17 protein-coding genes are annotated in these 18,013 nt (G+C 67.9%); 15 read left to right on the top strand and 2 right to left on the bottom strand.

Features of this window, described 5'->3' with window-relative positions; genetic code table 11:
- Positions 1–68 precede the first annotated feature (68 nt).
- The 10 genes from WIX39_RS15115 (at position 69) to WIX39_RS15070 (ending at position 8,570) form a co-directional block, all read left to right on the top strand.
- The gene (locus WIX39_RS15115; protein WP_106934835.1) at positions 69–734 is read left to right on the top strand and encodes a riboflavin synthase; all 666 of its coding nucleotides are present in this window, start codon (positions 69–71) and stop codon (positions 732–734) included.
- Complete coding sequence (gene ribBA, locus WIX39_RS15110; RefSeq protein ID WP_106934836.1) at positions 731–1,885, top strand: bifunctional 3,4-dihydroxy-2-butanone-4-phosphate synthase/GTP cyclohydrolase II; 1,155 nt, start codon at positions 731–733, stop codon at positions 1,883–1,885. Before WIX39_RS15115 ends, ribBA begins: the two co-directional genes overlap by 4 nt.
- Positions 1,886–1,892: 7 nt before the next feature.
- Positions 1,893–2,357: a 6,7-dimethyl-8-ribityllumazine synthase gene (ribH, locus tag WIX39_RS15105; protein ID WP_081271157.1), complete on the top strand. Its 465-nt coding sequence runs from the start codon at positions 1,893–1,895 to the stop codon at positions 2,355–2,357.
- A complete protein-coding gene (gene nusB, locus WIX39_RS15100) occupies positions 2,354–2,911 on the top strand; it encodes a transcription antitermination factor NusB (protein ID WP_081271156.1) in 558 nt (185 codons plus the stop codon). Before ribH ends, nusB begins: the two co-directional genes overlap by 4 nt.
- Before the next feature lie 88 nt (positions 2,912–2,999).
- Positions 3,000–4,196 (top strand): pyridoxal phosphate-dependent aminotransferase, encoded by a 1,197-nt coding sequence (locus WIX39_RS15095; protein WP_106934837.1) that lies wholly within the window; start codon positions 3,000–3,002, stop codon positions 4,194–4,196.
- On the top strand, positions 4,193–4,651 hold the full coding sequence (locus tag WIX39_RS15090) for a YbgC/FadM family acyl-CoA thioesterase (protein ID WP_106934838.1): 459 nt from the start codon (positions 4,193–4,195) through the stop codon (positions 4,649–4,651). Before WIX39_RS15095 ends, WIX39_RS15090 begins: the two co-directional genes overlap by 4 nt.
- Entirely contained in the window at positions 4,648–5,370 is a 723-nt protein-coding gene (gene tolQ, locus WIX39_RS15085) for a protein TolQ (RefSeq protein ID WP_081271153.1), read from the top strand. The genes WIX39_RS15090 and tolQ overlap by 4 nt, the downstream gene beginning before the upstream one ends.
- Before the next feature lie 15 nt (positions 5,371–5,385).
- Positions 5,386–5,823: an ExbD/TolR family protein gene (locus tag WIX39_RS15080; RefSeq protein WP_081271152.1), complete on the top strand. Its 438-nt coding sequence runs from the start codon at positions 5,386–5,388 to the stop codon at positions 5,821–5,823.
- Between the two features lie 3 nt (positions 5,824–5,826).
- Positions 5,827–6,753 (top strand): cell envelope integrity protein TolA, encoded by a 927-nt coding sequence (locus tag WIX39_RS15075; protein ID WP_106934839.1) that lies wholly within the window; start codon positions 5,827–5,829, stop codon positions 6,751–6,753.
- An 86-nt stretch (positions 6,754–6,839) separates the two neighbouring features.
- Positions 6,840–8,570 (top strand): peptidoglycan D,D-transpeptidase FtsI family protein, encoded by a 1,731-nt coding sequence (locus WIX39_RS15070; RefSeq protein ID WP_106934840.1) that lies wholly within the window; start codon positions 6,840–6,842, stop codon positions 8,568–8,570.
- A 27-nt stretch (positions 8,571–8,597) separates the two neighbouring features.
- Here WIX39_RS15070 and WIX39_RS15065 read toward each other — a convergent pair whose 3' ends face one another.
- Together WIX39_RS15065 and dnaE are read right to left on the bottom strand one after the other, a co-directional pair.
- Positions 8,598–8,951: a YgiW/YdeI family stress tolerance OB fold protein gene (locus WIX39_RS15065; RefSeq protein ID WP_106937479.1), complete on the bottom strand. Its 354-nt coding sequence runs from the start codon at positions 8,949–8,951 to the stop codon at positions 8,598–8,600.
- A gap of 108 nt (positions 8,952–9,059) precedes the next feature.
- Positions 9,060–12,578, bottom strand: coding sequence for a DNA polymerase III subunit alpha (gene dnaE, locus WIX39_RS15060; RefSeq protein WP_106934841.1), 3,519 nt, complete (start codon positions 12,576–12,578; stop codon positions 9,060–9,062).
- Between the two features lie 145 nt (positions 12,579–12,723).
- Between dnaE and WIX39_RS15055 the strand changes: the two genes are divergently transcribed.
- The 5 genes from WIX39_RS15055 to WIX39_RS15035 all read left to right on the top strand — a co-directional run bounded on the left by WIX39_RS15055 (position 12,724) and on the right by WIX39_RS15035 (position 18,011).
- Entirely contained in the window at positions 12,724–13,515 is a 792-nt protein-coding gene (locus WIX39_RS15055; protein WP_409195321.1) for a sulfurtransferase, read from the top strand.
- A gap of 17 nt (positions 13,516–13,532) precedes the next feature.
- Positions 13,533–14,243, top strand: a complete 711-nt coding sequence (locus WIX39_RS15050; protein ID WP_106934843.1) for a response regulator — start codon at positions 13,533–13,535, stop codon at positions 14,241–14,243.
- The gene (locus WIX39_RS15045; RefSeq protein WP_409195320.1) at positions 14,200–15,765 is read left to right on the top strand and encodes a sensor histidine kinase; all 1,566 of its coding nucleotides are present in this window, start codon (positions 14,200–14,202) and stop codon (positions 15,763–15,765) included. The genes WIX39_RS15050 and WIX39_RS15045 overlap by 44 nt, the downstream gene beginning before the upstream one ends.
- 145 nt (positions 15,766–15,910) lie before the next feature.
- Positions 15,911–16,432, top strand: coding sequence for a tripartite tricarboxylate transporter TctB family protein (locus WIX39_RS15040; RefSeq protein ID WP_409195319.1), 522 nt, complete (start codon positions 15,911–15,913; stop codon positions 16,430–16,432).
- 4 nt (positions 16,433–16,436) lie between these two features.
- Complete coding sequence (locus tag WIX39_RS15035) at positions 16,437–18,011, top strand: tripartite tricarboxylate transporter permease (protein WP_409195318.1); 1,575 nt, start codon at positions 16,437–16,439, stop codon at positions 18,009–18,011.
- Positions 18,012–18,013: the final 2 nt, after the last annotated feature.

Genomic DNA, 18,013 nt, shown 5'->3' with positions numbered 1-18,013 from the left:
TGGCGAATTACATGGCGCAAAGCGCCATGAAGAGCCGGGGGGCTCACGATGTCTGCGAAAATGCCGGGATGTTCACCGGAATCATCACCGGCGTGGGGCGCATCGCCGCCATCCACGACCTCGGCACCTCCTCCTCCTACGGCAAAAGACTCAGCATCGAGGCGCCCGACGGCTACCTCGACGACGTCGGGCTGGGCGACAGCATCGCGCTCAACGGCGCCTGCATGACCGTTACCACCCTCGTCCCCGAAAAACGGCAGTTCACCATCGACATTTCGGCCGAGTCGCTCGACAAGACGGCCGGCCTGACCGACGAAGGCAGCCGCATCAATCTCGAGAAGGCCCTGCGCGCCAGCGACCGCCTCGGCGGCCACATCGTGTCGGGCCACGTGGACGGCATCGGCAGCGTGAGCTTCTTCGAGCCGGTCGGCGAAAGCTGGGAGCTGCGCGTGGTCGCGCCGCAGGCGCTGGCCCGCTTCCTGGCCTACAAGGGCTCGATCACCATCAACGGCGTGAGCCTCACCGTCAACAAGGTGGCCGACATCGAAGGCGGCGCCGAGGTCAGCATCAACCTGATCCCGCATACCGTCGACAACACCTCCCTCGGCGGCCTGAAGGCCGGCTCGAAGGTCAACCTAGAAATCGATACCGTGGCGCGCTACGTGGAGCGCATGCTCCAGGCCGGCGTGCTGGTGCCCCCGTCTTCCACGTATTCCAAGGACACAGCCGAATGAACGCCTCCGTCACGCCGATCGGCGTCCCCCGCGCCGCGCGCGCCCCAGCCCCGATTTCGCCGGTAGAGGACATCGTGGCCGACCTCGCCGCCGGCCGCATGGTGATCCTGGTGGACGAGGAAGACCGCGAGAACGAAGGCGACATCGTCATCGCCGCCGACCACATCACGCCCGAAGCCATCAACTTCATGGCCCGCCATGCGCGCGGCCTGATCTGCCTGACGCTCTCGCGCGAGATGTGCGAGCGGCTGCAGCTGCCGCCGATGGTCCAGCGCAACGGCGCCAAGCATTCGACCGCGTTCACCGTGTCCATCGAGGCCGCCGAAGGCGTGACCACCGGCATCTCGGCCGCCGACCGCGCGCGCACCGTGCAGGCCGCCGTGGCGCCCAACGCCGTGGCCGCCGACCTGGTGCAGCCCGGCCACATCTTCCCGCTGCAGGCGGTGGACGGCGGCGTGCTCATGCGCGCCGGCCACACCGAAGCCGGCTGCGACCTGGCCGCGATGGCCGGCTGCTCGCCCGCCTCCGTGATCTGCGAGGTGATGAACGAAGACGGCACCATGGCCCGCCTGCCCGACCTGCAGATCTTCGCGGCCGAGCACAACATGAAGATCGGCACCATCGCCGCGCTGATCGAGCATCGCAGCCGCGTCGAGTCGCTGGTCGAGAAGGTCGGCTGCCGCGAGATCCAGACCAACTGGGGCGCCTTCACCGCCCACGCCTTCATCGACAAGCCCAGCCGCGGCGTGCACCTGGCGCTGGTGCGCGGCAAGTGGGCGCCCGAAGACACGGTGTCGGTGCGCGTGCACGAGCCGCTGTCGGTGCTCGACGCGCTCGAAATCAACCGCTCGCTGCACTCGTGGAGCCTGGACGCCAGCCTCTCGCACATCGCGAACGAGGGCAAGGGCGTGGCCGTGCTGCTGAACTGCGGCGAAACCGCCGGCGAGCTGCTGGCCCAGTTCGACGGCACGGCGCGCCCCGCGCAAGCCCCCGAGCGCGGCCGCATGGACCTGCGCAGCTACGGCATCGGCGCGCAGATCCTGCGCGAATGCGGCGTGCACAAGATGAACCTGCTGGGCACGCCGCGTCGCATGCCGAGCATGGCGGCGGGCTACGGCCTCGAGATTGCCGGCTACCTCACGAAAGACTGACCAGACCATGCAAGGCGCAAATAAAGGCGAGAACACGCCACTCAACGGAAAAGGCCTGCGCATCGGCATCGTGCAGGCGCGCTTCAACGCCGACATCACCGACGCGCTGGCCTCGGCCTGCCTTTCGGAACTCGAGGCGCTGGGCGTGGCCGCCAACGACATCCACCACCTGCAGGTGCCCGGCGCGCTCGAAGTGCCGGTGGCGCTGCAGGCGCTCGCCGAGCGCGGCGGCTACCACGCGCTGGTGGCGCTGGGCTGCATCATCCGCGGCGAGACCTACCACTTCGAACTGGTGGCCAACGAATCGGGCGCCAGCGTGAGCCGCGTCGCGCTCGACTACCGACTTCCCATCGCCAACGCGATCCTCACCACCGAAAACCTCGAGCAAGCCGTTGCCCGGCAGACCGACAAGGGCCGCGACGCGGCCCGCGTGGCGGTCGAGATGGCGCAACTGCTGGCCACCCTTTCATGACCGAAGACACCTCCAAGCCCCTCAAGCCCGCGAAGCCCGCCGATGGCGCCAAGCCGCGCCAGTCGCGCGTCGGCCTCACGAGCACCGGCGCGCGCAAGGCTTCGGCCAAGTCGAACCGCAGCCGCGCACGCGAGTTCGCGCTGCAGGCGCTCTACCAGCACCTGGTGGGCCGCAACGACCCGACCGACATCGACCACTTCACGCGCGACCTCGCCGGCTTCCACAAGGCCGACGCCCTGCACTACGACGCGCTGCTGCACGGCTCGATCGAAGGCGCCGAGCAACTCGACGCGCTGATCCGCCCGCTGCTGGACCGCAAGTTCGAGGAAATCTCGCCCATCGAGCACGCGGTGATGTGGATCGGCGTGTACGAGTTCCAGAACTGCCTCGACGTGCCGTGGCGCGTGGTGCTCAACGAGTGCATCGAGCTGGCCAAGGAATTCGGCGGCACTGACGGGCACAAGTACGTGAACGCGGTGTTGAACGGCCTGGCGCCGCAGCTGCGCCCGCTTGAAGTGGAAGCCGACCGGGCTTCGGGGAAAGCGAAGGCATGAGGAGTGCCGCCCGGCCGCCCGAAGGCGCTCGCCCCCTCGCTTGCGAGGGGGTAGGCGAAGGCGTGCAACGCCGCAGCCTGGGGGTGCGATGAGAATTTCTACGCGCGCGCAGCGCATCGAGCCCTTCTATGTGATGGAAGTGGCGAAAGCCGCCGGCGCGTTGGCGCGCGAAGTCGCCCACACCGACCGGCCGATGATCTTCCTGAACATCGGCGAACCCGACTTCACCGCCCCGCCGCTGGTGCAGGAAGCCGCCGCCCGTGCGGTGCGCGCCGGCGCCACGCAGTACACGCAGGCCACCGGGCTGGACCATCTGCGCGAACGCATCAGCGCGTGGTACCGCCAGCGCTTCAACATCGACGTGCCGGCCCGGCGCATCGTCGTCACCGCCGGCGCATCGGCCGCGCTGCAACTGGCCTGCCTCGCGCTGATCGAGTCGGGCGACGAAATCCTGATGCCCGACCCGAGCTACCCGTGCAACCGCCACTTCGTGAGCGCCGCGGACGGCAAGGCCGTGCTGGTGCCGACCACGGCCGAGGAGCGCTTCCAGCTCACCGCCGCCAAGGTCGAGGCCGCCTGGACCGACAAGACGCGCGGCGTGCTGCTCGCCTCGCCGTCCAACCCGACCGGCACCTCGATCGCGCCCGACGAACTGCGCCGCATACACGAAGTGGTGTCGACGCGCGGCGGCATCACGCTGATCGACGAGATCTACCTCGGCCTGTCCTATGACGACGCCTTCGGCCAGACGGCGCTGGCCATCGACGACAACGTCATCAGCATCAACAGCTTCAGCAAGTACTTCAACATGACCGGCTGGCGCCTGGGCTGGCTGGTGGTGCCCGAAGTGCTGGTGCCGGTCGTCGAGCGCCTGGCGCAGAACCTCTTCATCTGCGCGAGCACGGTGTCGCAGTACGCCGCGCTCGCCTGCTTCGAGGACGCGAGCATCGCCGAGTACGAACGCCGCCGCGCCGAATTTAAGGCCCGCCGCGACTGGTTCATTCCGCAACTGAACGCCCTGGGCCTGAACGTGCCCGTGATGCCCGACGGCGCCTTCTACGCCTGGGCCGACTGCACCGGCTTCGCCGGGAAGCTGGGCATTTCGGGCAGCTGGGACTTCGCCTTCGAAACCATGAAGCGCGCGCACGTGGCCGTGACGCCGGGCCGCGACTTCGGCACGGCCGAGACCGGCAAGTTCATCCGCTTTTCCACCGCCAGCTCGATGGCGCACCTGCAGGAATCCATCGAGCGCCTGCGGCTCATGGCCGAGACCGCGGCCTCATGAGCTACGCGTTCGCGATCCGCGTCTACTGGGAAGACACCGACGCCGGCGGCATCGTCTTCTATGCCAACTACCTGAAGTTCATGGAGCGCGGCCGCACCGAGTGGCTGCGCTCGCTGGGCGTCGAGCAGCGCAAGCTGCGCGAGGAAACCGGCGGCCAGTTCGTGGTGAGCGAAACGCAGCTCAAATATCATCGCCCGTCCCGGCTCGACGACGAACTCCTGGTTACAGCCGATCTTCAACAACTCGGCACCGCGTCGTTGATAATCGGTCAGCGCGTGCTATCAAAAACAGAGCAAGAGCGTACAGGTGCCGCGGCACCCGTCTTGCTGTGCGAAGGCACGATCCGCATCGGCTGGGTGGACGCAGCCACCTTGCGTCCAGCGCGCATACCGAAACAAGTCACGGGAACCCTCGAGCGCTACAGCGGCTCCATGACTCAACCTATCAAGCCATGAACCAAGATCTTTCAATCATCAATCTCCTGCTCCATGCGAGCTTCGTGGTTCAACTGGTCGTGCTGCTGCTGGTGATCGTCTCGATCGCCAGCTGGGCCGCGATCATCCGCAAGTACTTTGCGCTGCGCCGCATGCGTGCGCTCAACGACGACTTCGAGCGCGAGTTCTGGTCGGGCACCAGCCTCAACGAGCTTTTCGCCTCCGCCGCGCAGAACGCCAAGTTCGCCGGCCCCATGGAGCGCATCTTCGCCTCGGGCATGCGCGAGTACCAGAAGCTGCGCGAGCGCCACGTGAGCGACCCCGCCACCCTGCTCGACGGCGCCCGCCGCGCAATGCGCGCGAGCTTCCAGCGCGAACTGGACGCGGCCGAGCAGAACCTCTCGTTCCTGGCCACCGTGGGTTCGGTCTCTCCCTACGTCGGCCTCTTCGGCACGGTCTGGGGGATCATGCATGCCTTCACCGGCCTGGCCGCCCTCACCCAAGTGACGCTGGCCACCGTGGCCCCCGGCATCGCCGAAGCGCTGGTGGCCACCGCCATCGGCCTGTTCGCCGCCATCCCGGCCGTGGTGGGCTACAACCGCTTCGCCCGCGAGATCGACAAGATCGCCATCGCCCTCGAAACCTACATCGAGGAGTTCTCCAACATCCTGCAGCGCAACCTGTCGGCCAACCCGGCCGCCGGCGGCGCTGCATCGTCGGTGGCTCCGGCCAACCGCTGAGCGGAGGCGCGACGCATGCCCGCCGTTTCATCCCGGGGCCGAGGACGCCGCACGATCAACGAGATCAACATGGTCCCGTTCATCGACGTGATGCTGGTGCTGCTGATCATCTTCATGGTCACCGCGCCGCTCATCACGCCGAGCGTGATCAACCTGCCCACGGTCGACCGCGCCAACAAGCAACCCGACAAGCCCATCGAGATCGTCATCAAGAGCGATGACGAAGTGCAGATCAAGAAGGACCCGTCCACCGGCACCGGCGGCACGTCGATCCCCATGACGCAGATCGGCACCGCGGCCAAGCAGGCCCAGGGCGGCGACAACGACCGCCCGGTGGTCATCAGCGCCGACAAGTCGGTGAAATACGAGACCGTGGTGAAGGCCATGAACCAGCTCAAGCGCAGCGGCGTCGAGCGCGTGGGCCTGTCGGTCACCACCACGGGCGGCAAATAAGGCATGTCGCTCGCACTGGATCGCCCCGAGTTCGCGCCGCCGCCGCAGCGCGGCACGCCGCGCGCCGTCGTGCTGGCCCTCATCGCGCACGGCCTGCTGATTGCCGCGCTCACCTGGGGCGTGCGCTGGAAGAGCGAGGCCGACGAAGGCGCCGTCGACGCGGAGCTGTGGTCGTCCACGGTGCAGCAGGCGGCGCCCCGCCTGCAGGCACCGCAGGCGCCGGCCCCCGTTCCCGCGCCGCCGCCGCCCGCCCCGGCGCCGCCTCCGCCGCCGCCCGTGGCCAAGGCACCCGAGCCCGCGCCCGCGCCCAAGGCGCCCGACATTGCCCTGGAGCGCGAGAAGAAGCTCAAGGAGCAGAAGGAACAGAAAGAACGCGAGCTCGAGCAGCAGCAAAAGCAGCTGCAGAAGAAGAAGGAGCTCGAAGCCAAGCAGCGCGCCGAAGACGAGGCCCAGCGCAAGAAGGAACAGCAGCAGAAGCTGGCCGAGCAGAAGAAGCAGCAGGAGGCCGAGGCCAAGCAGGCAGAAGCCAAGAAGGCCGAGGCCGCAGCCAAGCAGGCCGCCGCCGACCGTGCCGCCACGCTCAAGCGCATGCAGGGCCTGGCCGGTGCCAGCGGCAGCGACGACTCCAAGGGCACGGCCATGCGCTCCTCGGGTCCGTCGAGCGGCTATGCGGGCCGCATTGCAGCGGCGGTTCGCCCGAACATCACCTTCCCCGATGCCGACACCGTGAACGGCAACCCGGCGGCGGAGTTCGAGGTGAGCCTGGCACCCGACGGCACCATCGTCGGCGTCAAGCTCAGCAAATCGAGCGGCCTGCCCGGCTGGGACGACGCCGCCGAGCGCGGCCTGCGCAAGACCGACAAGCTGCCGCGCGACACCGACGGGCGCATCTTCCCGTCGCTGATCGTGTCGCTGCGGCCCAAGCGCTGATCCGCGCTCGCGCCTAACGCGCAGCTAAGAAAACGGGCCCCTTCCGGGTGACTTGCACGTCACCCGGAACTCGATAATCAGGGCTCATGAATCCCACCGGCCGCATCCGATACGGCAGCAGTCCACTGCTCGCCAGCCCCACCCCCGTGTGGCGCAGCAAGTTCATCGTGGCCAGCATCGCTTTCGGCTTCATGCTGCTGGCGGCACGCGCGGCCTACGTGCAGATCTTCAACAACGACTTCTTCCAGCACCAGGGCGAAGTGCGCTACCAGCGCACGCTGGAGCTTCCGGCCAACCGGGGCCGCATCCTCGACCGCAACGGACTGATCCTGGCCTCCGACATTCCGGCGCCCAGCATCTGGGCCATTCCCGAGGACATCGAGCGCGACGACCCGGCGGTGCTGGCCAAGCTCCAGCAGGTGGCCAAGCTGCTGGGCATGCCGCAGAAGGAACTCGACAAGAAGCTGGAAGACGAGGACAAGAGCTTCGTCTGGATCAAGCGCCAGGTCGACCAGTCGGTCGCCAAGCAGGTGGCCGCGCTCAACCTCAAGGGCATCTACCTGCGCCGCGACTACCGCCGCCAGTACCCCGAAGGCGAGGCCGCCGCCCACCTGGCCGGCTTCACCAACGTGGAAGACGTGGGGCAGGAAGGCGTCGAGCTGGCCTTCAACCAGGAGCTGGCCGGCAAGTCCGGCTCGCGGCACGTGCTGAAAGACCGGCTGGGCCACATCGTCGAGGACACCGAGGACCAGGTGCCGCCCACCGAGGGCCACGACATCCAGCTGAGCATCGACGACCGCGTGCAGTTCGTCGCCTACGAGAAGATCCGCGACGCCGTGGTCACCAACAAGGCGCGCGCAGGCAGCGTGGTGGTGGTCGATGCCCGCACCGGCGAGCTGCTGGCCATGGCCAACTACCCCAGCTACGACCCCAACGACCGCCGCAACCTCACGGGCGAGCAGTTGCGCAACCGCGCCATGACCGACGTGTTCGAGCCCGGCTCGACCATGAAGCCGATCACCGTCGCCACCGCGCTGCAACTGGGCCGCGTCACGCCCAAGACCATCATCGACACCAATCCGGGGCGCATCACCGTGTCGGGCGCCACCATCCACGACGACGAGAATTTCGGCGTGCTCACGGTCGAGGGTGTGATCCAGAAATCCAGCAACGTGGGCGCCACCAAGATCTCGCAGCGCATGTCGGCGCAGGAAATGTGGAACTCGCTCACCGCGGTGGGCCTGGGCCAGAAGCCGCAGACACCCTTCCCCGGCGCCGTGACCGGGCGGCTGCGCCCGTGGAAGTCGTGGCGCCCGATCGAACAGGCCACCATGTCCTACGGCTACGGCCTGTCGGCTTCGCTGTTCCAGATCGCGCACGCCTACACGGCCTTCGCGCACGATGGCGAGGTGATTCCGGTGAGCCTGCTGAAGAACAACGGCGAGGAGCCGGCCGGCGTGCAGGTGTTCTCGCCGCTGGTGGCGAGCCAGGTGCGGCAGATGATGCATTTGGCCGCGGCGCCCGGCGGCACCGCGCCGCTCGCGCAGACGGAGGGCTACTCGGTCGGCGGCAAGACCGGCACCGCGCACAAGCAGGTCGGCAAGGGCTACGCGAGCAACAAGTACCGCGCCTGGTACACGGGCATGTCGCCCATCGACAAGCCGCGCATCATCGTCGCGGTGATGATCGACGAGCCCGGCGCGGGCAAGTACTTCGGCGGCCTGGTCGCGGCGCCGGTGTTCAGCCAGGTGGTGCAGCAGACGCTGCGCATCATGAACGTGCTGCCGGACCTGGCCGTGACGCCGCAGTCGCACTGAGCCCGTCTTCCGGGCGACGGAAGACGATCAGGGCGCCAGGCTGAGGCGCTTCACGTCGAGCTCGATCTTGTTGCCGAACCGGTCCTTGTCGAGCTCGCCGGTGATCTCGACGCGCACCTTGTCGTCGATCTTCACGCCGGGCGGGAAATGCTTGGCATCGATCTCGACCTTCATGCGGCCGCTGTCGTCCGCGAAGGTGTAGTGCTCCCCGCCGTCGTGCGAGACGATGAAGCCGCGCAAGGTGGCGTGCTGGTCGTCCTTGCCGGTTTCCAGCAGCTGCTTGACGTTCATCGCCGGCACGGTGCTCGGGCCTGCGTACTGGGCCGAGGCGGCGAACGGCAGCGCGAGGGCCAGTGCGAGAACGAGGGCTGGTTTATTCATGGCGAGTTCCTCCTTGAACTTCGGGTTGAAAAGCACGAGGAGGATCGTAACGAGCCGATGAAAAGGCCCACGCGCCGAAGGCGCTTCAAGGCGCCCTTGCTCGCCCGGTCAGTCGTACACGATCTGCGCCTTGCCGGCCTCCGCCTGCGCGGTCCAGCTGGCCAGCGCCGCGTCGGTCGGGAAGAACCTGGCGCGCTCGCCCAGCTGCAGCTCGACCTGCGCACCGCCGCGCGCCATCGACAGCCGCACCGGCAGGCCCTGGACCAGGTCGCCGACCTCGGTCTGCTCGGTGCGCGGCGGAAAGTCCTTGACCAGGCGTGCGATGTCGGGCGCCTTGCCGTTCACCGCCACGCGCAGGAACTTGCCGAAGCGGCAGCGCGCCGTGGCCAGGTCCCACACCTGCTGCACCTGGAAGCGCGCCTCGAAGCCGCCGCGCGCCGGTTGCAGCCGGCCGCTGACGATGACGAGTTCATCGTCCTTCAGCGTGTTGCGGTTGGCGTTGATGGTCGCCTCGTCGGCGGTGGCGTCGATGGCTTCCGACTTGTCGTCGAGCTTGAAGATCGCCAGCCGGCCGCGCTGGCCGTTGATGACGCGGAAGTCGCTCACGATGCCGGCAATGACCTGCTGGTCGCGGCTGTCGAGCAGGTCGCCGATCTCGCGCTTGCAGAAGCGCCGCACCTCGTGCGAGACCTCGTCGAACAGGTGGCCCGACAGGTAGAAGCCGACGGCCGTCTTCTCGAACGTCAGGCGTTCCTTCACGCCCCACGGCGTGGCGTCGACCAGGTCGGGCTCCGCGGTGGCCGAGCCGTGCTCGCAGTCGCCGAAGATGTCGGCCTGCGAGGCGTTGGCCGCGGTCGCGCTGGCGAACTCGAAGGCGCGGTCGACCGAGGCGATCAGCGACGCGCGGTTCTGCTGGATGGAGTCGAAGGCGCCGGCCTTGATGAGCGCTTCCACCGTGCGCTTGTTGATGCGCTGGCGGTCGATGCGCACGCAGAAGTCGAACAGGCTCTTGAACGGGCCGCCCTCTTCGCGCGCACGCACCACGGCCTCGACCGCGAGCTGGCCCGTGCCCTTGACGGCACCCAGCCCGTAGCGGATGACGCGGTCGGTCACGGGCTCGAAGCGGTAGTTGCCGCGGTTCACGTCCGGCGGCTCGAAGGTGATGCCGAAGTTCTTCTGGGCGTCTTCGAACAGCAGCTTGAGCTTGTCCGTGTCGTCCATTTCCACGGTCATGTTGGCGCAGAAGAACTCGGCCGTGTAGTGGACCTTCAGCCAGCCCGTGTGGTACGCCAGCAGCGAGTAGGCGGCGGCGTGCGACTTGTTGAAGCCGTAGCCCGCGAACTTCTCCATCAAGTCGAAGATTTCGTCGGCCTTGTCCTGGACGATGCCGTGCGTGGCGAGCGCACCGGCGCGGAACTTCTCGCGGTGCTCGGCCATTTCCTCGAGCTTCTTCTTGCCCATGGCGCGGCGCAGCAAGTCGGCGCCGCCGAGCGAGTAGCCGCCCAGGATCTGCGCGGTCTGCATCACCTGCTCCTGGTAGACCATGATCCCGTAGGTCTCGGAGAGCATCTCGGCCACGGCCGGGTGCGGATACTCCACTTCTTCGCGGCCGTGCTTGCGCGCCACGAAGCTGGGAATCAGGTCCATCGGGCCCGGGCGGTAAAGGGCGTTCAGCGCGATCAGGTCTTCCAGCCGCGTGGGGCGCGCGTCCTTCAGCATGCCCTGCATGCCGCGCGATTCGAACTGGAACACCGCTTCCGTCTTGCCTTCGGAGAACAGCCTGTACGTGGCCGCGTCGTTCAGCGGGATGTTCTCGAACGCGAAGTTCTCCTGGCCCTTGTGGCGCTTCATGATGAACTCGCGCGCAATCTCCAGGATGGTGAGCGTGGCGAGGCCCAGAAAGTCGAACTTCACGAGGCCGATGGCTTCGACGTCGTCCTTGTCGTACTGGCTCACGGCAGACTCGCTGCCGGGCTGCTGGTAGAGCGGGCAGAAGTCGGTGAGCTTGCCCGGCGCAATCAGCACGCCCCCGGCGTGCATGCCGATGTTGCGCGTCATGCCTTCGAGCTTCTGGGCGAGCTCGACCAGCATGCGCACTTCTTCTTCCTTCTCGATGCGCTCCGCGAGCTGCGGCTCCATCTCGATGGCGTAGTTGTTCTTGTCGCCCTCGATCTTCTTCTCGGGCGGGTACTGCAGGGTGACCGACATGCCGGGCTTGTTCGGGATCAGCTTGCTGATGCCGTCGCAGAACATGTAGCTCATGTCCAGCACGCGGCCCACGTCGCGGATGGCCGCGCGCGCGGCCATGGTGCCGAAGGTGGCGATCTGGCTCACGGCGTTGCGGCCGTACTTGTCCTTGACGTAGTCGATCACGCGGTCGCGGTTGCCCTGGCAGAAGTCGATGTCGAAGTCGGGCATCGAGACGCGCTCGGGGTTCAGGAAACGTTCGAACAGCAGCTTGTATTCGAGCGGGTCGAGGTCGGTGATCTTCAGCGCATAGGCCACCAGCGAGCCGGCACCCGAGCCCCGGCCCGGGCCCACCGGGCAGCCGTTTTCCTTGGCCCACTTGATGAAGTCGCCCACGATCAGGAAGTAGCCCGGGAAGCCCATGTTCAAGATGGTGTTGATCTCGAACTCGAGGCGCTCGACGTAGCGCGGACGCTCGGCATCGCGCCTGGCCTCGTCGGGGTAGAGGTGCTTCAGGCGCGCCTCCAGCCCCTCGAACGACTCCTGGCGGAAGAACTCGCCGATCGGCATGCGCACGCCGTCGCTGATGAACGGCGTGGGAAAGTCCGGCAGCTGCGGCTTGCCCAGCACCAGCGTCAGGTTGCAGCGCTTGGCGATCTCGACCGTGTTGGCCAGCGCGCTCGGCACGTCGGCAAAGAGCGCCTGCATCTCGGCGCTCGACTTGAAGTATTGCTCTTCGGTGAAGCGGCGCACGCGGCGCGGGTTGCCGAGAATCTCGCCTTCGGAAATGCACACGCGCGCCTCGTGCGCCTCGTAGTCTTCGCGGGCCGCGAACTGCACCGGGTGCGTGGCCACCACCGGCAGGCGCAGCCGCGCCGCAAGCTGCACCGCGGCAATGACGTGCGGCTCGTCTTCGGGACGGCCGGCGCGTTGCAGCTCGATGTAGAAGCGGTGCGGAAAAATCCCCGCCAGCTGCAGCGCCAGTTCGGCGGCGCGCTCGCCCTGCCCCTGCAGCAGCGGCTGGCCGAGCGGTCCGGCCTGCGCGCCCGACAGCGCGATCAGCCCGCCCGCCAGCTCCTGCACCCATTCCAGCTTGCAGGCCGCCTGCGACTGGCCGCGCGCCACGTTCTGCGTCCAGGCCCGCGCCAGCAGCTCGGACAGGTTCAGGTAACCCTCCATGTTCTGCACCAGCAGCACGATGCGGGTCAGCGCGCCGGGCTCCTTGCCCAGCCCGTCGATGAAGATTTCGGCGCCAATGACCGGCTTGACGCCCTTGCCCCGCCCCTGCTTGTAGAACTTGACCGCGCCGAACAGGTTGTTCAGGTCGGTGATGGCCAGTGCGGGCTGCTTGTCGGCAGCCGCGGCCTTGATGACTTCATCGATTCGGTTGGTGCCGTCGACGACGGAAAACTCGGTGTGCAGGCGCAGGTGAACAAACATCCGGCCATTGTAGAAAGCACCGCATCCACCATGTGAGTTAGCGATACGAATAGCCCCCCGGCTTGCCACTTCGTGTGCTTCGCCACCCCCCGAGGGGGAGGCTCGGTGCCTTGGGGCGGCCCGGCGGCACCTAGAATCCCGCCCCGTGCAAGAGATTTTGAATTTCGCGGCCTACAAGTTCGTGGCCATCGACGACAGCCCCGCGCTGCGTGAAGACCTGCGCGCCCGCGCCCAGGCCCTGGACCTCATGGGCACCATCCTGCTGGCGCCGGAGGGTATCAACCTGTTTCTGGCGGGTTCGGCCGGCGGCGTCCGGGCTTTCCTGGCCCATCTGCGCGCCGATGCCCGCTTCGCCGACCTCGAGGCCAAGGAGAGCTGGTCCGCATCGCAGCCGTTTCGCCGCATGCTGGTGAAGCTCAAGCGCGAGATCATCCGCATGGACCACCCGGCGATCCAGCCCGCCGCCGGCCGGGCACCCGGCGTGGACGCTCCCACCCTCAAGCGCTGGCTCGACCAGGGCCATGACGACCAGGGCCGCGAAATCGCCTTGCTCGACACCCGCAACGGCTTCGAGGTCGACGAAGGCACCTTCGACGGCGCGATCGACTGGCGCATCACCAAGTTCACCGAGTTCCCGCCCGCCCTGAAGGAGCACCGCGCCGACTTCGCCGGCAAGACCGTGGTGAGCTTCTGCACCGGCGGCATCCGCTGCGAGAAGGCGGCGATCCTGATGCGCGAGGAAGGCATCGAGAACGTGCTGCAGCTCGAAGGCGGCATCCTCAAATACTTCGAGCAGGTCGGCGGCGCGCACTACCACGGCGACTGCTTCGTGTTCGACGGCCGGCGCGCACTGGCGCCCGACCTGAGCGCCCGCGCGGCCGACGCCAGTGCACGCGCGGCGGAAGACACCGACCTGAACCTCGGCCTGAAGAACTGAACCACCGGCAGCTTTCAATGCGCATCCTCCTGGTCGAAGACGAACTGGACATGGCCTCCTGGCTGATCCGCGCATTGACCCAGAGCGGCTTCGTCGCCGACCACGCGCCCGACGCGCGCACCGCCGAAGCCTTCATGGCCGGCACCGAATACGACGCCATCGTGCTGGACCTGCGCCTGCCCGACAAGCACGGCCTGAGCGTGCTGGCCGACATGCGCAACGCCGACGACCGCACGCCGGTGCTGATCCTCACCGCGCAGGGCGCCCTGCAGGACCGCGTGCGCGGCCTGAACCTGGGCGCCGACGACTTCCTCTCCAAGCCCTTCGAGCTGGTCGAGCTGGAGGCCCGCCTGTCGGCGCTGGTGCGGCGCAGCCGCGGCAAGCAGCACCCGCGCCTGCAGTGCGCCTCGCTCTCCTACGACAGCCAGAGCCACGCCTTCACGCTGCGCGGCACGCTGCTGTCGCTCACGCCGCGCGAGCAAGCCGCGCTGACCGCATTGCTGATGCGCAGCGGCTCGCCGGTCGGCAAGTCGCAGCTCTTCGCCAAGGTGTTCACCAACGACAGCACGGCCGGGCCGGACGCCATCGAAGTGGTGCTGCACCGCCTGCGGCGCAAGCTGGCCGACAGCGACGTGCGCATCGTCACCGTGCGCGGCCTGGGCTACATGCTCGAGGGCATTGCCGATGGATCCGCAGCCTCGGCCGCCAACCCCGTCGCCGGCGACTGAGCCGCAGCGCTTCGGCATCCGCACGCGGCTGCTGGCGCTGTTGCTGCCCGGGATGGTCACGCTGCTGGCGCTGGACAGCTGGAACGACTACCGCGCGCTGACCGACTCGCTGGTGGCCGCCTACGACCAGAGCCTGCTCGAGCCCGTGCAGGCGCTGGCCAACGGCATCGTGGTGGCGAGCGACGGCAGCGTGCGCGTGCAGGAGCCGTTCTCGATCCAGGCCATGTTCGAGTCGACGCACCTGCGCTACAAGTACCTGCACGTGGGCGTCCAGCGCATTCCCAAGGGCGGCACGCTCGATGTGAACTCGCCGGAATCCACGCTCATGGGCGTGCCCGGCCTGCCCCGGCCCGCGGCCCGCCCCGCCGACGGCGTGCCGGTGTTCTACGACGCGGTGCACGAGCAGCACCGCGTGCGCGTGGCCGCGCTGCGCCAGACGGTGTACGACCACGTCCACCCCGGCGTGGCCTACAGCGTGCTGATACAGGCGGCCGAAGGCATCGGGCCGCGCACCGAGGCCCAGTCGGAGTCGCTGCGCCAGGAGCTGCTGCGCGACACACGCATGGTGCTGGTGATGGCGCTGCTGGTGTGGCTGGGCGTGGCCTGGACCCTGCGCCCGCTGGAGCGCCTGCGCCGCTCGCTGCGCGAGCGTTCCCGCGACGACCTCAAGCCGCTCGACGCCAACGGCGTGCCCAAGGAAGTGGTGCCGCTGGTCGATGCGGTCAACCACCACATCGCGAGCCACCGGCGCATGGTGGAAGAGCAGTCGCAGTTCCTGGCCGACGCCTCGCACCAGCTGCGCACGCCGCTGAGCATCCTGTCGATCCAGGCCGGCTACGCGGTGCGCGAGACCGATCCGGCGCGCATGCGCGAGTCGCTGCATGCCATCGTGGCGCAACTGGCGCGCACCCGGCGCCTGAGCGAACAGCTGCTCGCGCTGGCCCATGCCACCACCGAAGGCGAAGCCGCCCGGACCGAGCCCGCGGTGGTCGACCTCAACGCCATCGCGCGTGGCGTCGTGCTCGAGTACCTGCCGCTCGCGCGCGAGAACGACCAGGACCTGGGCTGGGTCGATGCGCGCAGCGATGCAGCCGCCGCCGACGATGAAGGCGAAGACGATGAAGGCGAAGACGGCGAGACGCCCGTGCTGCCGGTGCTCGCCAACGCGGCCGAGCTCCATGAAGTGCTCGCGAACCTCGTGCACAACGCGCTCAAGTACACGCCGCGCGGCGGCAACATCACCGTGACCGTGCGGCGCGATGCGTCGTCCGCGCTGGCGGAGGTTTGCGACAACGGCCCCGGCATCGCGCCCGAGCGGCGCGCGAGCGTGTTCGAACGCTTCCACCGCGACCCTGCAGTGGATGCGGGCGCGGCACACGGCGCGGGCCTCGGCCTGACCATCGCGCGCGGCTACGCGCGGCGCAACGGCGGCGAGATCGAGCTCGACAGCGCGGGCATGCCCGAGAGCAACACCGGCGGCGGACTGCGCGCCACGCTGAGGCTGCCGCTGCACCTCGCCTGAGGGCCATTTTTGCTAGGGTTTCACCGGATACGCCGGTACGTGATTACACGTATTTTGAGGCTCCGCAGGCTGCTTGCGCCCCACCCGAAAGGGGATTGAAAGCCTCGATTCCTAGACTGCCCTCCTTCCAAATCGAAGGAGACTTATGCAGCACCAGCTCGGTGAAGATCCGGCCTCGCACGCGCCCCGGCCCGCTTCCAGATTCAAGAAAGACTACTACGGCGGCGCCCTGCTGATCGTCATCGGACTGGCCGCGGTCTACGCCGGCATCGGCTACCGCGTGGGCGAGCTCGCGCACATGGGCCCGGGCTTCTTCCCGGTGGCGCTGGGCGCGCTGCTGGCGCTCACGGGCCTGCTCATCGCGCTGTCCGCGCGCGGCGAAAAGCCCGCATCCGAAGAGGCCGTCTCGCACGGCCATCCGGGCGGCATGCCCGACATCCGCGGCGGCGTCTGCATCATCCTGGGCATCCTCGCGTTCCTGCTGTTCGGCGAGTACGGCGGCCTGCTGCCGGCGACCTTCGCCATCGTGTTCATCTCGGCGCTCGGCGACCGCGACAACACGCTGACCGAAGCAGTGCTGCTCTCGCTCGCGATGTCGTTCATCGCGGTGGTCGTCTTCTGGTGGGCGCTCAAGCTGCAGCTCCCCCTGTTCCAGTGGGGAGGCTGAGATCATGATCGGTCAATCGCTACATGACCTGTGGTTCGGCTTCGGCGTCGCCTTCCAGGGCTCGAACCTGCTGTGGTCCTTCTTCGGCGTGCTGGTGGGCAACCTGATCGGCGTGCTGCCGGGCATGGGCGCGCTGCAGGCCATCTCGATCCTGCTGCCGCTCACCTACGTGATGCACCCGGTGCCCGCCATCCTGATGCTGGCCGGCATCTTCTACGGCTCGCAGTACGGCGGCGCCATCGGCGCCATCCTGATGAACATGCCGTCCCACCCCCCGCATGCGGTGACCTGTCTGGACGGGTACCCCATGACCAAGCAGGGCAAGGGGGGCGTCGCGCTCGGGGTGACGATGATCGCCTCGTTCTTCGCGGCCTCCGTCGGCATCATCGTGATGATCTTCGCCTCGCCGCTGCTGGTGCAGATCGCGTTCAAGTTCGGCCCGACCGAGATCTTCTCGATCATGCTGCTGGGCCTGCTGGCCGGCTCCACCATGTCGCGCGGCTCGCCGCTCAAGGGCGTGGCCATGACGCTGTTCGGCCTGCTGTGCGGCGTGGTCGGCACCGACGTGAACAGCGGCAGCTTCCGCTTCGCGTTCGGCCTGCCTGAGCTCAGCGACGGCTTGGAACTGGTGGCGATCTCGATGGGCCTGTTCGGCGTGGCCGACTTCCTGCTCAACGTGAACCGCATGAAGGCCATCGGCGACACCGGCACGCTCAAGCTCAGCGACATGCGCCCGAGCAAGGAAGAGCTCAAGCGCGCCTTCCCCGCCATGGTCCGCGGCACGCTCGTCGGCACGGTGTTCGGCGCCATGCCCGGCACGGGCCCGACCATCACCACCTTCATCGCCTATGCGCTGGAGCGCAAGGTGTCGAAGACGCCGAACAAGTTCGGCACCGGCATGATCGAAGGCGTGGCCGGGCCCGAAGCCTCCGCGCACTCGAAGACGCAGGTCGACTTCATCCCGACCATGAGCCTGGGCATTCCGGGCGACGCGGTGATGGCGCTGATCCTGGGTGCGCTGCTGATCCAGGGCATCCAGCCCGGCCCGCAGCTCATCACCGAGCATCCGGACATCTTCTGGGGCCTGATCGCCTCCTTCTGGATCGGCAACGTGATCCTCGTCATCCTGAACGTGCCGATGATCGGCGTGTGGGTGAAGCTGCTGAAGGTGCCCTACAAGTACCTGTTCCCTGCCGCGATGTTCTTCATTGCGACGGGCGTGTACAGCACGCAGAACAGCCTGTTCCAGATCTGGGAAGTGCTGGTGTTCGGCATCGTCGGCGCGGTGCTGATGACGCTGGAGTTCTCGGTCGCGCCGATCCTGCTGGGCTTCGTGCTCGGGCCGATGGTGGAAGAGAACTTCCGCCGCGCGCTGCTGCTCTCGCGCGGCGACATGTCGGTGTTCGTGACGCGCCCCATCAGCGGCACCTTCATCGGACTGTGCGCACTGCTGCTGCTGGGCGTGGGCTACTCGGCATGGCGCGGTCGCGGCGGCCGCAAGGCCATGGTGGATCTGCCCAAGCCGCCTGAGGGCGCACCGCCCGCGGAAGCTGCCTCGATGGGCGGCGGCGGCAAGTAAAC

Source organism: Variovorax sp. AB1(2024) (genome assembly GCF_037482385.2).
In the GTDB taxonomy this organism is placed as follows: domain Bacteria; phylum Pseudomonadota; class Gammaproteobacteria; order Burkholderiales; family Burkholderiaceae_C; genus Variovorax.
The sequence above is the reverse complement of the archived record's forward strand: the minus strand, read 5'-3'. Positions and strand labels throughout refer to the sequence as shown.

Excerpts from the sequence above, each read along its gene's own strand:
- WIX39_RS15115 (WP_106934835.1), top strand. The coding sequence starts at position 69 with ATGTTCACCGGAATCATCACCGGCGTGGGGCGCATCGCCGCCATCCAC.
- ribBA (WP_106934836.1), top strand. The coding sequence starts at position 731 with ATGAACGCCTCCGTCACGCCGATCGGCGTCCCCCGCGCCGCGCGCGCC.
- ribH (WP_081271157.1), top strand. The coding sequence starts at position 1,893 with ATGCAAGGCGCAAATAAAGGCGAGAACACGCCACTCAACGGAAAAGGC.
- nusB (WP_081271156.1), top strand. The coding sequence starts at position 2,354 with ATGACCGAAGACACCTCCAAGCCCCTCAAGCCCGCGAAGCCCGCCGAT.
- WIX39_RS15095 (WP_106934837.1), top strand. The coding sequence starts at position 3,000 with ATGAGAATTTCTACGCGCGCGCAGCGCATCGAGCCCTTCTATGTGATG.
- WIX39_RS15090 (WP_106934838.1), top strand. The coding sequence starts at position 4,193 with ATGAGCTACGCGTTCGCGATCCGCGTCTACTGGGAAGACACCGACGCC.
- tolQ (WP_081271153.1), top strand. The coding sequence starts at position 4,648 with ATGAACCAAGATCTTTCAATCATCAATCTCCTGCTCCATGCGAGCTTC.
- WIX39_RS15080 (WP_081271152.1), top strand. The coding sequence starts at position 5,386 with ATGCCCGCCGTTTCATCCCGGGGCCGAGGACGCCGCACGATCAACGAG.
- WIX39_RS15075 (WP_106934839.1), top strand. The coding sequence starts at position 5,827 with ATGTCGCTCGCACTGGATCGCCCCGAGTTCGCGCCGCCGCCGCAGCGC.
- WIX39_RS15070 (WP_106934840.1), top strand. The coding sequence starts at position 6,840 with ATGAATCCCACCGGCCGCATCCGATACGGCAGCAGTCCACTGCTCGCC.
- WIX39_RS15065 (WP_106937479.1), bottom strand. The coding sequence starts at position 8,951 with ATGAATAAACCAGCCCTCGTTCTCGCACTGGCCCTCGCGCTGCCGTTC.
- dnaE (WP_106934841.1), bottom strand. The coding sequence starts at position 12,578 with ATGTTTGTTCACCTGCGCCTGCACACCGAGTTTTCCGTCGTCGACGGC.
- WIX39_RS15050 (WP_106934843.1), top strand. The coding sequence starts at position 13,533 with ATGCGCATCCTCCTGGTCGAAGACGAACTGGACATGGCCTCCTGGCTG.
- WIX39_RS15045 (WP_409195320.1), top strand. The coding sequence starts at position 14,200 with ATGGATCCGCAGCCTCGGCCGCCAACCCCGTCGCCGGCGACTGAGCCG.
- WIX39_RS15040 (WP_409195319.1), top strand. The coding sequence starts at position 15,911 with ATGCAGCACCAGCTCGGTGAAGATCCGGCCTCGCACGCGCCCCGGCCC.
- WIX39_RS15035 (WP_409195318.1), top strand. The coding sequence starts at position 16,437 with ATGATCGGTCAATCGCTACATGACCTGTGGTTCGGCTTCGGCGTCGCC.